This is a genomic window from Sphaerisporangium sp. NPDC005288, from assembly GCF_040607475.1.
GTDB lineage: Bacteria > Actinomycetota > Actinomycetes > Streptosporangiales > Streptosporangiaceae > Sphaerisporangium > Sphaerisporangium rhizosphaerae.
Map to the genome: position 1 here is coordinate 68,526 of NZ_JBEXGT010000039.1, position 18,018 is coordinate 86,543.

The window sequence follows — 18,018 nt, forward strand, 5'->3', positions numbered from 1 at the left end:
ATGGCCCTACCCCTCGCGATCAGCGGGCAGGACGTCATCGGCCAGGCGCGCACCGGCACCGGCAAGACCTACGCCTTCGGCGTGGCGATGCTCCAGCGCGTCGGCAAACCCCGCAAGAACCGCAAGAAGCCCCGCGGCCTGGTGGTCGTGCCCACCCGCGAGCTGGCCCTGCAGGTCACCGAGGACCTCGTGGTCGCCGGCGGCAAGCTCGGCTCCCGCATCCTCACCGTGTACGGCGGACGGGCGTACGAGCCGCAGATCGAGGCGCTCAAGCAGGGCGTGGACGTCGTCGTCGGCACGCCCGGCCGCCTGCTGGACCTGGTGAAGCAGAAGCACCTCGACCTCGGTCAGGTGTCCATGCTGGTCCTGGACGAGGCCGACCGCATGCTCGACCTGGGCTTCCTGCCCGACATCGAGCGCATCATCAAGCTCGTCCCGGCCGAGCGGCAGACCATGCTGTTCTCGGCCACCATGCCGGGCGAGATCGTCCAGCTGTCGCGCCGCTACCTGTCGCGCCCGACCCATGTGCGCGCCGAGAACGCCGACGCCGACAGCGAGGACGTCTCCAAGACGATCCAGTTCGTCTGGCGTACCCACCGCATGGACAAGATCGAGATCGTCGGCCGCATGCTCCAGTGCGAGGGCCATGGCCTGACGATGGTGTTCTGCGAGACCAAGCGCGCCTGCGACATGGTCTCAGAGCAGCTCAAAGAGCGCGGTTTCGCCGCGGCGGCCGTGCACGGCGACCTCGGGCAGGGGCAGCGCGAGCAGGCGCTGCGCGCCTTCCGCAACGGCAAGGTCGACGTCCTGGTCGCCACCGACGTGGCGGCGCGCGGCATCGACATCGACGACGTCACCCACGTCGTCAACTACGACTGCCCGCAGGACGAGAAGACCTACGTGCACCGCATCGGCCGCACCGGCCGGGCCGGGCGCACCGGCGTGGCGGTGACCTTCGTCGAGTGGGAGGAGCTCACCCGCTGGAAGGTCATCAACAACGCCCTCGGCCTCGACTTCGCCGAGCCGGTGGAGACCTACTCGACCTCCCCGCACGTCTACACCGACCTGCACATCCCCGAGGGCACCAAGGGCGTGCTCCCGCGTGCGCAGCGGTCCCGTGCGGGCCTGGAGGCCGAGCAGATCGAAGACCTCGGCGAGACCGGCCGGCACCGCTCGCGCCGCGACCGCGACGATCGCCGTGACCGCGACGACCGCCGCGAGCGCGAGGAGCGCCGCGAACGGCCGGCCCGCAACCGCCAGCGCCGCCGCACCCGCGCCGGCCAGGCGGCGGAGGCGGGGCAGCCCGTGGGCACGGACGCCGGCACGGTGTTCGAGGGCGACATCCTCGCCCCCGAGCCCGCCGATCCGGCCGTTCTCACCGCCCCGGCACCCGTGACGACCTCACCGGAGCCCCTGCCGCCCACGGTCGCGCAGGCTCCCGAGCCGTCCACGGTCGAGCGGGCTCCCGAGCCGGCCGCCGCCGAGGCGCCGGTCCTCAAGCGCTCCCGCAGGGGCGCGAACAGGGCGGCCCTCACCGAGGCCCTGGCCGAGGTCGCCTCTCCCGTCGTGCGGGACGACGACGCGATCGCGCCCGTCGCCCAGGAGGCGCTGATCGGCGTCGAAGAGCTCGACGCGGCGGCGCCTCCCGCGCCCGTCGCGCCCGTCGCGCCCATCGAGCACGAGGCGCCCGTCGCGCACCCCGAGCCGGAGCGGATCATCCCGCCCTCTCCGTTCTCGATCATCTTCCGGTCGCCCGACCTGGCGACCGACGATGACGTGGCCCCCTCCGCGGCCTCCGAGCGCCAGCAGCAGCGCCGCAGGCCGTCCAACCAGCGTCCCCGGAGGGGCTGACCAGGCGGCACATGAAGTTCCGTGGCCTGAGCGGCCGGAACGGCGGGACGCCCTCGGGGGCGGCCCGCCGTTCGAGCGGCGCGCGCTGATCGCGGTGAACCGCCATCTGATCGGGTGAGAGAGTGGAAAGTCAACCAGCAAACCGGCATAGGGCGTTTGACGGTGTCGCGCTGATGGACCGTCAGTATTGTGGTGCCGCGTGAGCACGCCGCGATTCCTGACCCTGCCTCCCGGTGTCCGCGCGCAGCGGATCACGACTCCCGTGGGCACGTTCGCGGCCCTGGAGGCGCTGCCCGTCAGCGGCGTCCCCGAGCGCTGGCCCGCTCTGCTGGTGCCCGGGTACACCGGCAGCAAGGAAGACTTCATCGCGATCTTCCAGACGCTCGCCCAGGCCGGGCGCCGCGTCGTGGCGATCGACATGCGCGGGCAGTACGAGACCGAGGGGCCCGACGATCCGGCCGCCTACACCTGTGAGGCCCTCGGCGAGGACATCGACCACGTCGCCGCGGCCGTCGGCGACGGCGAGCCCGTCCACCTGCTCGGGCACTCCTTCGGCGGCCTGGTCACCCGCGAGGCCGTCATCGGCGGGGCCACGAAGCTCGCCTCGTACACGCTGATGAGCTCGGGCCCGTCCGGCATCACCGGGCCCAGAGAACAGGCGTGCCGCCTCATGCTCCGCGAGCTACCCGAGGTCGGCCTCGCGCACCTGTGGACGCACCGCCTCGAACCCGAGGCCATCGTCGCCGGCCTGCCCGACGACATCCTCGCCTTCCTGCGCAGGAGGCTGTTCTCCAACTCGCTGACCGGGCTGGTCGCGATGGCCCGGCAGGTGCTCGACACCGCCGACCGGCTGGAGGACCTCCGTGAGGTCGGCCTGGCCACGCTGGTGCTCTACGGCGAGCACGACGACGGCTGGTCCCCCTCGATCCAGTCGGAGATGGCCAAGCGGCTCGACGCCGAATGCGTCGTGGTCCCCGGCGCCCTGCACTCCCCCGCCGTGGAGGCACCCGAGACCACCGCTCACGCCCTGACCCGCTTCTGGAACCACGCCGAACAACATCTCCCCCACACCTGACCTGCGGCGCCGCCGGCCGCAGGCCATGTCGTGGGCGGGCGGAGTCAGCCGGATTCGGCGGCCAGGCCGTCCCAGGGCTGGTGCGCGGAGCCGGCCGCCTGACCTTCGGGGCAGTGGCGCCGGTAGTCGCACCACGAGCAGACCGGGCCGGGACGCGGCGGGAAACCGGCGTCGATCTGCGGCGGCACGGTGACGGGCCCGCCGGCCGGGACGGCCCTCGGCGCACCGGCCGCCCTCGCACCGGCCGCCCTCGCACCGGCCGAACCCGCACCGGCCGAACCCGCACCGGCCGTCCTCGCGCCGGCCGTCGCCGTGGCGGCGGACCATTCGCGGTAGCGCTCGTCGGCCTCGGAGGCCTCCGTGGCGATGTCCTCGGCGCGGCTCAGGTGCCGGCCGAGCGACTCGGCGGTGTGCTCCCACGCGAGGACCTCGCCGGTCGGCACGTGGTGCAGCTCGACCTTGTGGCACGGCCGGTGCAGGACGCGCGAGGACGCCACGGCGTAGATGGCCAGCGCGAGCGACGAGCGGGCGTCGTCCTCGGTCAGCGGGCGCCGGCCGGTCTTGTAGTCGACGATGACCAGCTCGTCGCCGCGCCGGTCGATGCGGTCGACCCGCCCGGACACCGCGATCACCGCCGTGCGCGTGGCGACGGTCCGCTCGACGCCGACCGGCTCGTCCGCCGGATCGAGCGTGCTGGTGTAGCCCGACACCATGGCCCTGGCGCGGTCGCGCCACAGCGTGGACTGCTCCTGGTCGCGAAAACCCTCGGTGATCCAGCCCTTGGTGAGCAGGATCCCCGCCATGGCGGGGGTCCTGCGCTCGTACGGCTCGCGCCACCAGCCGGCCAGGGCGTTGTGGACCGAGGCGCCGACGCTGTTGTGCGCCCATGGCGGCCCCTTCGGCGGGGCCGGCCGGTCGAGGTAGGTGAAGCGGTAGCGACGGGGGCAGTCGAGCCAGGTGTTCAGCCTCGACGGCGTGCAGGAGTACAGCCGTCGCGGCATGCCTTCCAGGCCGAGTTGCTGCACGTCACTCGTCGAAGCTCAGCTTGATCCCCGACACGCGCGTGCCGTCGGCCAGCGGCCCCTCGGCCACGGCCTCGTCATCGTCGTCGGCCGCTCCCGTGCGGGTGAGCGACCCGGCCAGCCAGTCGTCGAAGTGCGGCTCCTGCTCGCCGATGGTGGTCTCTTCGCCGTGCGCGGGCAGCACCCGCGTGTCCGGCGGCAGCGTGAACAGCCGCTCGCCGATGGCGGTCAGCTGGTCGGCCAGGGCGGGATACTCCCCGCCGAGCTTGCCGGGGCCGTCGGCCAGCAGGGTCTTGCCGGTGAACACCACCCCGAGCGCCTCGACGTACAGCGAGACGCCGCCCTGCGTGACGCCGGGCGTGGCCATGACCTCCAGCTCGACATCGGCGACGCCGAAGATGCCCTCGTCCTCCATGTCGATGTCGGGGTAGGTCTCCGCCCAGGTCTCACGCCAGAGCTGGCGGTCCTTGCGGTTGAGCGCCACGACCGCCTCGTCGCGCGCCGCCACCTCGATGGCCCCGCCCACGTGGTCGGGCAGGCCGTGGGTGCAGACGACGGCGAGGATCTCGCGGTCGCCCACGTTGGAGAGGATCGTCTCCGCGTCGCGCGCGGGGTCGATGACGATGACTTCCTCGTCGTCACCCACGATCCAGGTGTTGTTCTCGACCTTGTGCTCGGCGCCGTCGATCGTCACGACGCCTTCGGTCACCACTCGCTCGATACGCGCTGTCACGGCCACGACCTTACCGAACACTCGTGCCCGTCTCGATATTTACCGGGGACGCATTGTCGCCGATCGGCTCCGGCGCGCCCGTCCCCCCGCCGGGGACGGCCGTGGAGCCTCGCCGAGGGGGTCACGGCTCCTCGCCCAGCCGGGGTGAGAAGGCCCCGTAGGGGAGGTCGAGTTCCTGGTCGTGCTCGCGGAGGTCACGCAGCGAGAGCTGGGCCAGGGCGACCAGGCACCCCGCCTCGGCCGGCCAGCCGATCACCCACAGCCAGTCGCCCATCGCCTCGCCGACATAGACGGCGCGGTCGGGCCGCCCCTCGACCCACCACAGCGCCGTGGGGTGCCCGCGCGCCTCGACCTTGGCGTTGGGCGGCCCCGCGTCGAAGCCGGGACCCGGGTCGGGGCCGTCCAGGCCGGCGAAGGCCGCGCCGAGCCCCATGCCGGGCTCCTCCGCGACGATGATCAGGTCGGCGGGCCCGTGGGTGACTGAGGGACCCGAGCAGACCACCACGCCCGCGCGGGCGCCCGTGCGCTCGTCGCCGGCGTCGCCGAAGCCGGTCACCAGCCAGTTCGGCGGCAGCGGCCACGGCAGCCAGAAGGGGACCGCGGATTCCTTGCGGATCGCCTCCAGCGCCTCGCTGGAGGGACGCCGGGTGTGGAAGGGCAGTACGGCGCCGTGCACGCCGCAACGCCAAGCGCTTGACCATGCGCTTGGCGGCCGTAGCGTGCCGAAACACCGAGGGCAGGCGGGCGCGGCTCTCACAATTACCCACGGTGCTTCCGCCGGCGCGGGTAAGTCAAGGGCCATCCCGTTATCGCGGCGTAATCTTGGCACATGCGGGAGAGGTGCGTTGGCGGAGTGGTGCTCGACGGCGCGGGCCGGTTGCTTCTCGTCCGGCGCGGGCGGCCGCCGGGCGAGGGGCTGTGGTCACTGCCCGGCGGCCGGGTGGAGTCGGGCGAGTCGGACGAATCGGCGCTGCGGCGCGAGCTCATGGAGGAGACGGGGCTCACCGTGTCGGTCGGCGGGCTCGCGGGCACCGTGGAGCGCCCGGGTCCGGGCGGGGTGGTGTACGAGATCCACGACTACTTCGCCACCGCCGGGGCGGGGACGCCGCACGCGGGCGACGACGCCGCCGCCGTGGGCTGGTTCGCCCCGGACGAGCTCGCCGGTCTCCCCCTCACCTCCGGCCTCCTCGAGGTCCTGACCACCTGGCACGTCCTCCCCGCCGCATCCGGCGCATGAGCCGGGGTCCCGGGCAGGCAGGCCACGATCCTCGGCGGACGCGCCACGGTCCCGGGCGGACAGGACACGTTCCCGGGCAGGCGGGCGGGCCACGGCCCCGGGCGGGCCGGACGGGAGGTCAGCGGCTGAAGGAGGTGCGCCACAAGGTGAGGTGGTCGGAGGTGTAGGTCGTCGAGCGGCCGACGGCCACGACGCGGTCGCCGTCGACGGCGATGGCGCCGAGCCACTGGGCGCCGTCCCCGGTCATGCCGTCGCCGGTCAGCGTGTGCCGCTGCCAGTCGGTGCCGTCCTGGGACGTCCAGACCGCGCTGTCCTCGGTGGCCGGCGGCCCGTAGGAGCCGACGGCCACCAGCCCGTCACCGGATGCCGCGACATCGAGCACGGTCGCCGTCGCGTCGGCAGGCAGCCAGGAGTACGCCCAGGTGACACCGTCGTCGGTCGAGACGGCCGCGAAGGGCCGCTCCACACCCTTGTCGTCGGTCGCGCCGCCCACCGCCACGATGCGCTGATCGTGCACCACGACCCTGCGCAGGCTCGCCGAGCGGGCCCCCTCGGGGATCACCCGCTTGCGCGCCGTCCAGTTCAGCCCGTCACGCGACGACCAGACCACCCCGGACGTGCGGCCCGCCGCGCCCGACCCGCCGACCGCGAGGTAGCCGTCGCCCGTGGCGACGATGTCCTCGACGCGCACGTCGGCGCCGCCCGCCGGGAGGCTCTGCGGCGCGGCCCGCGAGAAGCGCTTGAGATCGGGCGAGAACCACAGGGCGGCCACCACGCCGCCGGGACCGCTGTCGTCACCGGCCAGGACGTAGCCCTTCCGCCCGGCCGCGACCACGCGCGGGACCACGGCGTACCGCCCGGAGGCCCCGAGCGCGGGCGACTCGGGGCCCGCGCGCCAGGTTCTGCCGTCGCTGGAGGTGGCGAGCAGCGGACGGACGAACGCCGAGTCGGCGGTCGTGCTGCCCACCGCGAGCCAGCCGTGGGGGCCGTGGACGACGTCGTTGAACGCCTGCCGGCCCGCCCCTCCCAGTGCCGGCGAGGCGACCGGCTTCCAGCTCTGCCCGGTCGCGCTGGTCCAGATGCCGGCGTCGCCCTTGACCGAGCCGACCGCGACGAACGACTCCCCGGCGGTGACCAGCGCGGTGGTCTCGCGAGCCGAGCGGGTGAGCCCGCTGATCTGCGCGAGCGGCACCGGGGCGGCGGGCTCGCCCTTGCCGGCCATCATCAGCACCGGCAGGTTGTCCAGGCCGCCGGACCGCTGGTCGCCGGCCGCCACCAGCGTGCCCGCGTCGGTGATCGCCAGGCCCCGCAGGGTGCCGGGGATCTGGCCGAGGTCGGTGCTCTCGGTCCAGCTCTCGCCGTCGGTGCTGGTGAACACGGCGTACCTCTCCCAGCCCGACTCGGCGACCGCCGCGACGCCCGCCGCGGAGGAGGCCAGGCCGCGCACGCCGGTCGCCTCGCGCCCGAGCCCGCCGATCACCCCGCACTGGCGCCACTCGTCCCCGAGCTCGGAACAGTAGACCCGCACCTCGCCCGCGCCGGACTTCTGCAGGGTCGGGACCAGCAGGAACCCCTTGCCGGTCACCGCGAGCGCGCCGGGCTCCGGGCGGACGCCGGGCAGCGCGGCGGCGGTGCGCAGCCATGTCCTGCCGCCGTCGGGGGAGCGCAGGATGACCGAGGTCGTGTCACCCTTGCCCGGGTCGGCGAGCGCCACGACGGCGTCCCCCCTGGCCACGACGGCGCGGATGGCGCGCACCTTGTCGGTGGCGCCGATCTCGCCGGTGTCGACGCGGCTCCAGGCGAGCCCGTCCGGCGAGACCCAGGCCACCGGGCCGCTGCCGCCGTCCGTCAAGGTCGTGGAGCCGACGGCCACGAAGCCGCCGGCGGTGCGCGCCAGGTCGGTGATCCGGTCGCCGCTCCAGAAGGCCGACAGCCGGGAGGGGTCGACGGCCGTCCACGAACGCCCGTCGGTGCTGGTCCACATGCCCCTGACCCCGGCCGCGCCGGGCACCTCGGTGCCCGCGGCGAGCCAGCGGCCCTCTCCGCCGGTGACCAGGCCGGCCGACCCGGCGGGCTGGTAGCCGGTGGCGCCGCTCACCCGGCCGAGCTGCCAGGTCCTGCCGCGGTCGGAGGAGACCAGGAACAGCGGCCTCGGCACCGGGCTGGTGGTGTCGCTGCCGACCGCGACGACGGTCGAGCCGACGGAGGTGACGGCGTTGAGCACCTGGCTGGAGCCGTTGCCGCTGACGCCCGGCGGGGCCACGAACGCCTGGTCGCCCGAGCCGCCGTCGCCCGCGGCCAGCCGCAGTCCTGAACTGGCCGGGGAGTTCACCCAGTTGACGATCACCAGTCCGAGGCCGGCAGCCGCGAGCAGCACGACGACCACGAAGATCGGGGTCAGCAGGCCGCGTCCCCGGCCACGCCACCGGGGGCGGCGGGTCGGGCGCGGAGTCCGGGGGGCGGGCTGGTCGCGGTGGTGGCGGCCGCGCCCGCCGCGCGACCGGGGCGGGCCGGAGGCGACCAGGACGTCGGGCGGCACCGTCCGTTCCGCGGGAGGCCGGCCGATGCGCTCCTCGGGCTGCGCGCCGAACGCCGGGACGTCGTGAGCCCCGTGGCCGGGCGCGTAGGGGTCACCCGCCGTGGCGGCCTCATCAGAGAGATCGCCGGAAGCGTGGGGGTCGTCGTAGGCCGCGTACGGATCCCCCTGCGCGGACAACCCGCCGGTCGCGTACCGGTCCCTCCCGGACGCGCCGCCGGTCGCGTACGGATCCCGCGGGAACGGGTCGCCGGTCCCGTATGGGTCGCTCTGGGAGGCGCCGCCGGCCGCGTACGGGTCGCGCGGGAACGGGTCACCGGGCGTGTACGGGTCGCTCTCGGACGCGCCGCCGGTCGCGTACGGGTCACGCGGGAACGGGTCACCGGGCGCGTACGGGTCGCTCTGCTGGGGCGCGCCTGGGGACGGGGCGCCGTGGGAGCGCGGTCGGCGCGGGGCGCGGGGCTCGTCCTCGGGTTCGGCCGGGATGCTGGGCTCGACCCGGATCTCCGGCAGATCCCGCGAGATCCCCTGCGCCGGCGGCCCGCTGGACGGCGTGCGCGGGGGCCCGGAGGCGACCAGCTTGTCCGGCCGGTCGACGATGCGGCGCGGCGGCCAGGCCGGCTCGTCCTGCGCCCGCGCCACCTCGTGCTCGTACTCCGCCGGAGCGCCGTAGTCGGGCTCCGCCGGAGTGCCGTAGTCGGAATCGGCCGGAGCGCCGTAGTCGGAGCGGGCGCCATGGTCGCGCTGGGCGCCGTACCCGGGTTCGGCGCTGTACTCGGGATGGGCGTCGTAGTCGTACTGGAGGGTGTGCTCGGACGGGACGCCGCGCGGGGAGGGGGCCTCGGGGGCCCAGGCGGAGGAGGTCTCCACCGGCGGCTCCGGCGACGCCCGGCCGGCGCTGTGGCGCGGCTCGGCGGCTCCGCCCCCGTACGGCCGCGCGTAGGGATGGCGGCCCGCCGAGGACGGCCTGGACGCCTCGGCGCGCTCGTCGTCATCGTCCGCCGGGGGCCGCTCGTCCGGGGTCGGCGCGCCGAAGGGCGGCAGGGCCCACGGGGAGTCCAGGGGCAGGCCGCGCGAAGGCGAGTCGGACGGCCCCGGCGGGGAGTGGTGCAGAACGTGGGGAGAAGTCCGGGCCTGGCGGGGCCTGGAAGGGTGTGGCGTGACGTCGCGGTCGGCGTCGTCGTCCGCCGGCCGCCATGACGAGCGCGGGTCGTGGGGGCCCGAGACCACGCTCAGCACCTCCTCGTCGGCAGGCTACCCCGGCGTTCGGTCCGCATATTGGGACCGTTCCACCGGACTCCAGCGCATCCGTCGCCCGTGCAACGGATCACGTGCGATCGTACCGATACCCAAACCCTGCCCGGTGATCACATAACGGGACAGAACCATGGCCGCTGCTCGCCCTCGCCGGCACCGCGCACCTCCCTGGGGCCGACCACCGGCCCGCACATCTTTAGGGCAACACGCCGAGGGGCATTCTGGCGAGACCTCTCTAGTCAGATTTATCGAGCGACAGCCTGAATTGCCCGCTTTTGGGCGATTATTACGACGACAACCGCGAAAAAGGTCAACTGGACCAGGGTGCCGGAAAGGGCCTGCCATGGCACCGCGCCCTGCCGCATCGCGCCCTCCAGTTCGCCCGCGGCCGCGGCCGGCAGGAAGCTCAGGACGTTGTTGACCACGTGCAGCGCGATGGGCGCCTCCAGGCCGCCCGTGCGCACCGCCAGCCAGCCCATCAGCACACCGAAGCTGAACACGTCGAGAATGCCCCAGTCGGTGTAGGCGTGCAGCGAGGTGAACAGGGCCGCGCCCAGCAGGATGCCCGGCCACGGCGTCCGCACGTACGCGCCGAAGGCCTGGATCACCCAGCCCCGGAACATGTACTCCTCGGCCGCGGCCTGGAAGGGCACCAGCAGGAGGATGACCACGAGCCCGGGCAGGAAGCGGCCCCACCCGGCCCAGCCGAACAGGGCGCCGATGTCCTCCCCGGTCACGGCGTACGTGGCGATCATGGCGGCCTGTCCGAGGATCAGCGCCCCGAAGGCCACCCCGACGCACAGCAGCAGCCACCGCCAGCGCAGCCGCCCGGCCACCGACGAGAGCGTCCCCGGCCGCCGGCGCTGGACCAGCCACGCGGTGAGGAACACCACCGGCAGGACCACCGCGATCGACAGCAGCAGGACGGCCAGCTCGAACACCGGCTGCCCGAAGAGCCGGTCGTCCGACATGAGAACGGGGACGCCGGTGAACTCGGCGACGACCACTCCGACGAAGATCACGACCAGGCCCGCGCCCATGAAGGCGATGGCGATGATGGCCGTCCCCACGATCGGGCGCCACCAGCGGTGGGCCGCGTTACGCGCCAGGTGGTCATAGCGCGCGCCACAGTACGGCGGGACGGCCCACGGAGCCGGCTCCGGCGGCCCCTGCCACGCCTGCGGGCCGCCCGGATGGCCCGGCGGACCCGGGTAGTAGGGCGGAACCCCCTCGGGCGGCGACCCGGGGCGGTACCGCGGATCACCTCCCGCCGGCGGGCCGGGCTGATGCCACCGATCACCCTGCGACGACGACGGCGGCTCGGCCGGCCGCTGCGACGGCCCGCCCTCCCCCGGCACGCCGTCGTCCCGGACAGGGCCGCCCTCCCCCGACGCGCCGGCTCCGTACGCGGGACCGCCCTGACCCGACGCACCGGCATCGTTCACAGGGTCACCTTCGCCCGGTGTGCCGGCATCGTTCACAGGGTCGCCTTCGCCCGGTGTGCCGGACGCAGGCGCGGGCGCGCTCTGGGCCGGTGTGCCCTGGGCGGGGGCCGGGCCGTTCCCGGGCGCGGGGTGCCGGTGGGGCGGCCGGTCGGCGGGCGGAGGCTCCTGGCCCGTGGACCCGGATTCCGGCTGTGGCTGGTGCGCCTGTGACGGGTCGTGCATATACGTCATTGTCCTCGCACCCTCTCACCGCCCGGCGGTCGCCCGGCGCTCTGGGAGAACCTCTCGATCCTGGCAACCGTTGTGCGCATTTCTTCATAGACGCCGCCGTGCCCAGGATCGATGCTGCATGCGACAACCCGACATCCTTCAGGAGTAGATCATGAAAAGGCCAGGGCCATTTCAAACGCTCGGCGCGGGGGTGGTCCTCGCCCTCGGGATCGGCGTCCTGAGCGCGCAGACCATGCCGCGCACCGACAACGCCTCCGCCTCCTCCGCCTCCGCGGGCGCCCCGGTCGCCAAGGCGACCACCTCGGTCGCTCCGGAGCCCGGCGAGACGGCCGCCGCGACCGCGTCCGCCTCTCCCTCGGCCGAGCCCGCCGACCCCACCCCCAAGCGCGCCGAGTACGCGGGCGTCGCCCAGGGCAACGGCGGGCTGGTGGCGGTCTCGATCAAGAACGGCAAGGCGGTCGCCTACTTCTGCGACGGCCGCATCGAGTCGTGGCTCAAGGGCACCGCCGAGAACAACACGCTCACCCTGACGGGCAAGGGCGGCTCGCTGATCACCGCTGCGCTCGGCGGCGGGAAGGCCCAGGGCAGGCTTCAGGTCGGCAAGGCCAAGTGGCGCTTCTCCGCCCCGCTCGTGAAGAAGCCGTCGGGCCTGTACCGCGCGACCGCGGTCGTCCGCGGCGCCAAGGTCGTCGGCGGCTGGATCGTCCTGCCCGGCGGCCGCCAGGTAGGCCTGGTGGACGTCGGCGACGCGGCGCAGGCCGCTCCGAGGCTCACCCCCGGCTCCCCGGTGACCGTCGGCGGCACGCGACTGATCCCCGAGGACACCGACGCCTTCATCGACACCCTCTGACGCCGCCGACCCCGACGACCGCCGATTCCGACCAGCCCCTACCGGGACGACCCGCGCGTTCGTACGACCGCCGGTCGCCGCCGGGACAGACGATCTCCCTCACGACAAGGAACGCCCGCCATGACCGTCCCCGATCTTCCTCCCGTTCAGCGGCAGGACCCGCCCGTGCGGGTTTCCGTTTCCGCTCCCTACCTCGTCCCCCTCATCGTCGGCGGACTGGTGGCCGTCGCCCTCGGCGTCTACGGGCGCGCGCACACCCCGACCGGATACGCCGTGGGCCTGGCCGGCTTCTCCGGCGCCCAGGCCATGAAGTCGTGGCTGGCGACCGCCGCGTTCGTGCTCGCGATCGTCCAACTGGTCTCGGCGCTCGCGATGTACGGCAGGATCCCCGGCCTGCGGGCCCCGTCCTGGACCGGCACGCTGCACCGCTGGTCGGGCCGCGCGGCCTTCCTGGTGTCGGTGCCGGTGGCCTTCCACTGCCTGTACGCCCTGGGCGCGCAGTTCGACGTGCCGCGGGTGCTGGTCCACTCGCTGCTGGGCTCGTTCTTCTACGGGGTGTTCGTCGCCAAGATGCTCTCGCTGCCCAAGCGCGACCTACCGGGTTGGACGCTGCCCCTGCTCGGCGGGCTGGCCTTCGCCGCGCTGACCGGCCTCTGGCTGACCTCGTCGTTCTGGTTCTTCACGACGTTCGGCGTGACCTTCTGAGCCGGCGCCGCGCGGTCAGGAGGCGGGGGGCTCGAACGCCTTGGTGCGGGGAAGACCGGCGGCGCGGCCCTTGGCGGCGATGACCAGGGCCATCTTGCGGGAGGCCTCGTCGATCATCTCGTCGCCGAGCATCACCGCGCCGCGGCGGTCCACCGTCGTGGCGTGCTCGTAGGCGTCGAGGATCAGCTCGGCGTGGTCGTAGTCCTCCTGTGAGGGGGAGAAGACCTCGTTGGCCGCTTCTATCTGCGTCGGGTGGAGCACCCATTTGCCGTCGAAGCCGAGCGCCGCCGACCTGCGGGCGGCCAGGCGGAACCCGTCGAGGTCCTTGATCTGCAGGTACGGGCCGTCGATGGCCTGCAGGTCGAAGGTACGGGCGGCCATCAGGATGCGCATCAGCACATAGTGGTAGGCGTCGCCCTCGGTGTATCCGGGGGGCTGCCGCCCGACGACCAGGCTCCTCATGTTGATCGAGGCCATGAAGTCGGCCGGGCCGAACACGAGCGTCTCGAGGCGCGGCGAGGAGGCGGCGATGGCGTCGACGTTGACCAGGCCGCGGGCGCTCTCGATCTGCGCCTCGACGCCGATGCGCCCGACCGGCAGCCCGGCCGCCTTCTCGATCTGGGTGAGCAGCAGGTCGAGCCAGGCGACCTGGACGGCGTCCTCGACCTTGGGCAGCATCAGGCAGTCGAGCACGTCCCCGGCGCCCTCGACGACGTCGATCACGTCGCGGTAGGTCCAGGCGGTGGACAGGTCGTTCACCCGCACGACCCGCGTCCTGCCCGACCAGTCGCCCTCGCGGAGGGCCTGGACGACGTTCTTGCGGGCCTGCTCCTTGGCCTGCGGCGCGACGGAGTCCTCCAGGTCGAGGAAGACCTCGTCGGCCGGCAGGCCCTGCGCCTTCTCCAGGAAACGCGTGTTGCTGCCGGGCACCGCGAGGCACGAACGACGTGAACGCATGCGCACACGCTAGCCTCCCCGGCCTCCTCGGCCCGCTGTGGGCCGGTCACAAAGGGGGGGACCCGTTGTTGGCACGGATCCTGTACCGATTTCCGAGTGTTTGTACGGACAATGACGTAGATAGCCTCGGTAAGGGAGATAGTCATGGCTTCTGATGCCTCTGCGGCGCTTCGGCCCGCCGTATTGTCCGATCTCATCCCCGGAAAGCTGGTTCGGGATGTCGTGCTGGTCGTGGGGGCGGCGGGTCTGACCGGACTCGCGGCGCAGGTCAGCATCCCGCTGCCGGGCACCCCCGTGCCGTTGACGCTGCAGACCTTCGCCGTCCTGCTGGCCGGCGCGGCGCTCGGCCTGCCCCGCGCCTTCCTCGGCATGTCGCTGTACTTGCTGATCGGCCAGCTCGGGGTGCCGTGGTTCGCCTCTTCGGGCGGCAACGCCACGCTGGGGTACGTCGTCGGCTTCATCCTCGCGGCCTCGGTCGTCGGCGCGCTCGCCGGCCGGGGAGGCGACCGCACCCCGGCGCGCACCCTCGCGACGATGACGCTCGGCACGGTGCTCATCTACTCCGTCGGCCTGCCGTGGCTGATGGTGGCCACCGGCATGGACTTCCCTGCCGCCTTCGCCGCCGGTGTGGTGCCGTTCCTGATCGGCGACGCGATCAAGGTCGTGGCGGCCGCGGGCCTGCTCCCCGCGGCCTGGAAGCTCGCCGGCCGCTGAGCCGGCGAGCCACATGAGCCGCTGAGCCACACGAGCCGCTGAGCTCTGTGAGCCCGCCCAGCCGCTGAGCCGCTGAGCCGGCGAACTCCTCGGGCGCCCGCGCGACCGCGGGCGCCCGGGGGTGTGGGACGGCACGGGACCCCGGCCGTAGATTGCGAGGTATGAGTCTCTCGCTGATCGAAGAGGGCGCCAAGAAGTCGGGCGTCCTGTGGGTCTCGCTGGCGGGCCGCGACCGGCTGGCGTGGCACGTCTGGCACGACGGCGCGATCTACCTGGTCACCGGCGGCGGGGAGCAGGCGCTTCCCGGCCTCGCCGAGTCCTCGCGCGTGCGGGTGACGCTGCGCAGCAAGGACAACGGGGCCGAGTTGGTCTCCTTCGAGGCCGACGTCGCGCCGGTCGATCAGTCGGCGCCGTCGGAGACCGAGGCCGGAGCGCTGGCGGCCCTGGTCAAGGAACGGCTCAACGCCTCGGACGCGACGGGGCTGGCGGGCCGGTGGGCGGCCTCGGGCGCCTCGATCGTGCGGCTGACGCCCGACGTGGCGGTCTGAGCCAGCAGCGCCCCGCCGAGGACGATCGCGCCGCCGATGATCTGCGCGGCGCCGAGCCGCTCGGCGAGCAGCGCCCACGCGATCACCGCGCCCGCGACCACCTCCAGGGACGACACGGTCGACCCGATGGCGGCCGACAGGCGCCGCACGGCGGTGACGCCGGTGACGTAGGCCAGGACGGTCGCGACGACGATGAGCCAGAGCGCGGCGGCGAGCACGGGGATGGTGCGGCCGTTGACGGTGACGCTCGTCCCGAAGGCGCTCCAGGGCACCTCCCAGGGCCGGGCGAGCGGCGCGAGCACCAGCGCGGCGCCGGCCATGCCCCAGGCGATGAGCCCGAGCGGGTCGACGTCGTCGCCGTAGCCGTCGCTCATCAGGAAGTACCCGGCGCAGCACGCCGAGGCGATCAGGCCGAGCAGCAGGCCGACGCCGTCCAGGGCCATCCCGTGCCAGACCTCCACCACGACGCCGAGGCCGGCGAGGACGACCACCGCCCCCGCGTAGGCGGCGCGTGGCAGCCGCACGCGACGGACCAGCCGCACCCAGCAGACGACCAGGACGGGCGAGGCGTACTCCAGGAGCAGCACCACGCCGACCGGCAGCCGGGTGATGGCCAGGAAGAACAGCGCCTGGACCCCGGCGACGGCGATCAGGGCGTAGGCGGTGAAGAAGCCGCGACGCCCCTTGGGGACGCGCAGCGCCCGCGGCCGGAAGACGGCGAGGATCGCGGCCAGCAGCAGCGCGGCGCCCGCCATGCGCACCCACACCGCCTGCAGGGGCGTCAGGCCGCCCAGGCCGACGAGTTTCGCCATCGAGCCGGAGAACCCGAAGCACGTGGCCGACCCGACCGCTATGGCGAGCACTCCGCCTCTCATACGCCACCGTCCTGTAATGACCGTCAGATGCTTTTGATCCTGTCACATGGCGTCCGGCGGGATCAAGGTGCGACCGTAGGTTGAGACGGCTTTTACGGGGGCCGGGCGCGGCGCGCGTGCCGCGACCTCGTACGCTGCGGTAGGTGAGGATCTTCGTCGCCCGGCTGGCCGGCACCCCGGTGTTCGACCCCGCGGGCGACCAGATCGGCCGGACCAGGGACGTCGTGGTGGCCATGCGCCCAAACGACGCGCCCCGCGTGCACGGCCTGGTCGTCGAGGTGCAGCCACGCCGCCGGGTGTTCCTGCCGATCACCCGGGTTCGCAGCATCGAGGCCGACGCCGTGATCTTCACCGGCACGATCAACCTGCGGCGCTTCGAGAAGCACTCCACCGAGTCCCTGGCCATCGGCGAACTGCTCGACCTGTCGGTCGACCTCGCCGGCGAGAAGGTCACCGTGCTCGACCTGGCCATGGAGCAGAGCAGGACCGGCGAGTGGCTCATCACCAAGGTCGCGGTGCTGCGCGGCGCGGCGGGCCGCGGACTGCGGCGGCGGCGCGGCGAGACGCTGGTCGTGGGCTGGTCGGACGTCACCGGGTTCGGCGTGGCGCAGGCCGACCAGGGCGCGGCCGGCCTGCTGGCCGCCTTCGAGGAGACCCGCCCCGCCGACCTGGCCAACGCCCTGCGCCACCTGCCCGACAAGCGGCGCGCGGAGATCGCCTCGGCGCTGGAGGACGAGCGGCTCGCCGACGTGCTGGAGGAGCTGCCCGAGCGCGACCAGATCGGCATCCTCAGCCGGCTGGACGCCGAGCGCGCGGCGGACGTGCTGGCCGCCATGGACCCCGACGACGCGGCCGACCTGCTGCAGGACCTGCCGGCCGCGCAGGCGGAGGCGCTGCTGGCCCGCATGGAGCCCCGCGAGGCGGCCCCGGTCCGGCGCCTGCTGACCTACGCCGAGAACACCGCCGGCGGCATGATGACCAGCACGCCGATCGTGCTGCCGCCGCACGCGACGATCGCCGAGGCGCTCGCCGAGCTGCGCCGCCAGGACATCACTCCGGCCGTCGCCGCGCAGGTCTACGTCGCCCGGCCGCCGAGCGAGACCCCGACCGGCAAGTTCCTGGGCGTGGCGCACTTCCAGCGGCTCCTGCGCGAGCCGCCGTCCTCGCTCGTGGGCGGCGCGATCGACAGCAGCATCGACCCCATCAGGCCGCACCTGTCCCTGCCGGGGGTGACGTCCTACCTGGCGACCTACAACCTGGTGGCGGCCCCGGTGGTCGACGAGCTGGGCCGGCTGGTGGGCGCCGTCACCGTCGACGACGTGCTGGACCACCTGCTGCCGCCGGACTGGCGCGAGCGCGACGAACGCGAGCCGAACGGGGACGGCCTCCCCGGGGCGAGCGGCGGCCAGGCGCGGGAGGTGGGCGGTGGCGGTTAACCGGCTGGACCAGCCCCGCGAGATCCGCCGCACCATCCGCCCGCACTACGACCCCGAGGCGTTCGGCCGCCTGTCGGAGCAGATCGCCCGCTTCCTCGGCACGGCCCGCTTCCTGGTCTACATGACCGGGTTCATCGCCGTGTGGGTGCTCTGGAACGCCCTGGCCCCGGGGAACCTGGCGTTCGACCCCTACCCGTTCATCTTCCTGACGCTGATCCTGTCGCTGCAGGCGTCGTACGCTGCCCCGCTGATCCTGCTGGCGCAGAACCGCCAGGCCGACCGCGACCGCGTGCAGGGCGAGCAGGACCGGTTGGCGGGCGAGCGCAACCAGGCCGAGGTGGAGTACCTGACCCGGGAGATCGCCGGGCTGCGCCTGGCGCTGGGCGAGCTGGCGACCCGCGACTACATCAGGGGCGAGCTGGAACACCTGCGGGAGGACATCCTCGAGTCCCCGGCCCGTCCCGACGGCGCCGGCGGCGCTCAGCGGGAGTAGGGCTCAGCGGCAGTAGGCGCTCAGCGGGAGCAGTGCACGCGCGCGACCGCGTC

General features: G+C 73.7%; 15 protein-coding genes. 8 read left to right on the forward strand and 7 right to left on the reverse strand.

The window, feature by feature from the left end; translation table 11 throughout:
* Both ABZU32_RS30565 and ABZU32_RS30570 read left to right on the forward strand, forming a co-directional pair.
* The gene (locus ABZU32_RS30565) at window positions 1-1,851 is read left to right on the forward strand and encodes a DEAD/DEAH box helicase (protein ID WP_354927434.1); all 1,851 of its coding nucleotides are present in this window, start codon (window positions 1-3) and stop codon (window positions 1,849-1,851) included.
* Between the two features lie 199 nt (window positions 1,852-2,050).
* Window positions 2,051-2,926, forward strand: a complete 876-nt coding sequence (locus ABZU32_RS30570; protein ID WP_354840458.1) for an alpha/beta hydrolase — start codon at window positions 2,051-2,053, stop codon at window positions 2,924-2,926.
* A 44-nt stretch (window positions 2,927-2,970) separates the two neighbouring features.
* On the opposite strand, the gene ABZU32_RS30575 is transcribed toward ABZU32_RS30570, so the two are convergent.
* The 3 genes from ABZU32_RS30575 to ABZU32_RS30585 form a co-directional block, all read right to left on the reverse strand.
* A complete protein-coding gene (locus ABZU32_RS30575; protein ID WP_354927436.1) occupies window positions 2,971-3,951 on the reverse strand; it encodes a PD-(D/E)XK nuclease family protein in 981 nt (326 codons plus the stop codon).
* Between the two features lies 1 nt (window position 3,952).
* Window positions 3,953-4,681, reverse strand: coding sequence for an MBL fold metallo-hydrolase (locus tag ABZU32_RS30580; RefSeq protein ID WP_354840454.1), 729 nt, complete (start codon window positions 4,679-4,681; stop codon window positions 3,953-3,955).
* Window positions 4,682-4,802: 121 nt separating this feature from the next.
* The gene (locus ABZU32_RS30585) at window positions 4,803-5,483 is read right to left on the reverse strand and encodes a DUF6758 family protein (protein WP_354927438.1); all 681 of its coding nucleotides are present in this window, start codon (window positions 5,481-5,483) and stop codon (window positions 4,803-4,805) included.
* 27 nt (window positions 5,484-5,510) lie between these two features.
* On the opposite strand from ABZU32_RS30585, the gene ABZU32_RS30590 reads away from it, so the two are divergent.
* Window positions 5,511-5,918, forward strand: coding sequence for an NUDIX hydrolase (locus ABZU32_RS30590; protein ID WP_354927440.1), 408 nt, complete (start codon window positions 5,511-5,513; stop codon window positions 5,916-5,918).
* A gap of 118 nt (window positions 5,919-6,036) precedes the next feature.
* Here the strand turns inward: ABZU32_RS30590 and ABZU32_RS30595 are convergent, their stop codons facing one another.
* Both ABZU32_RS30595 and ABZU32_RS30600 read right to left on the reverse strand, forming a co-directional pair.
* Window positions 6,037-9,693, reverse strand: a complete 3,657-nt coding sequence (locus tag ABZU32_RS30595; protein ID WP_354927442.1) for a hypothetical protein — start codon at window positions 9,691-9,693, stop codon at window positions 6,037-6,039.
* A gap of 263 nt (window positions 9,694-9,956) precedes the next feature.
* Window positions 9,957-11,156, reverse strand: coding sequence for a CPBP family intramembrane glutamic endopeptidase (locus tag ABZU32_RS30600; protein ID WP_354927444.1), 1,200 nt, complete (start codon window positions 11,154-11,156; stop codon window positions 9,957-9,959).
* A 382-nt stretch (window positions 11,157-11,538) separates the two neighbouring features.
* On the opposite strand from ABZU32_RS30600, the gene ABZU32_RS30605 reads away from it, so the two are divergent.
* A complete protein-coding gene (locus ABZU32_RS30605; protein WP_354927446.1) occupies window positions 11,539-12,237 on the forward strand; it encodes a hypothetical protein in 699 nt (232 codons plus the stop codon).
* Between the two features lie 120 nt (window positions 12,238-12,357).
* Window positions 12,358-12,942: a DUF6529 family protein gene (locus tag ABZU32_RS30610; RefSeq protein WP_354840437.1), complete on the forward strand. Its 585-nt coding sequence runs from the start codon at window positions 12,358-12,360 to the stop codon at window positions 12,940-12,942.
* Window positions 12,943-12,957: 15 nt separating this feature from the next.
* On the opposite strand, the gene ABZU32_RS30615 is transcribed toward ABZU32_RS30610, so the two are convergent.
* Complete coding sequence (locus ABZU32_RS30615) at window positions 12,958-13,899, reverse strand: CoA ester lyase (RefSeq protein ID WP_354927448.1); 942 nt, start codon at window positions 13,897-13,899, stop codon at window positions 12,958-12,960.
* A 144-nt stretch (window positions 13,900-14,043) separates the two neighbouring features.
* Between ABZU32_RS30615 and ABZU32_RS30620 the strand changes: the two genes are divergently transcribed.
* The gene (locus tag ABZU32_RS30620) at window positions 14,044-14,613 is read left to right on the forward strand and encodes a biotin transporter BioY (protein ID WP_354927450.1); all 570 of its coding nucleotides are present in this window, start codon (window positions 14,044-14,046) and stop codon (window positions 14,611-14,613) included.
* Window positions 14,614-15,013: 400 nt separating this feature from the next.
* On the opposite strand, the gene ABZU32_RS30625 is transcribed toward ABZU32_RS30620, so the two are convergent.
* The gene (locus ABZU32_RS30625; protein ID WP_354927452.1) at window positions 15,014-16,036 is read right to left on the reverse strand and encodes a DMT family transporter; all 1,023 of its coding nucleotides are present in this window, start codon (window positions 16,034-16,036) and stop codon (window positions 15,014-15,016) included.
* A 143-nt stretch (window positions 16,037-16,179) separates the two neighbouring features.
* Here ABZU32_RS30625 and ABZU32_RS30630 point away from each other — a divergent pair, with 143 nt between their 5' ends.
* Both ABZU32_RS30630 and ABZU32_RS30635 read left to right on the forward strand, forming a co-directional pair.
* Window positions 16,180-17,472, forward strand: coding sequence for a CBS domain-containing protein (locus ABZU32_RS30630; RefSeq protein ID WP_354927454.1), 1,293 nt, complete (start codon window positions 16,180-16,182; stop codon window positions 17,470-17,472).
* Window positions 17,462-17,965: a DUF1003 domain-containing protein gene (locus tag ABZU32_RS30635; RefSeq protein WP_354927456.1), complete on the forward strand. Its 504-nt coding sequence runs from the start codon at window positions 17,462-17,464 to the stop codon at window positions 17,963-17,965. The genes ABZU32_RS30630 and ABZU32_RS30635 overlap by 11 nt, the downstream gene beginning before the upstream one ends.
* Window positions 17,966-18,018 lie beyond the last annotated feature (53 nt).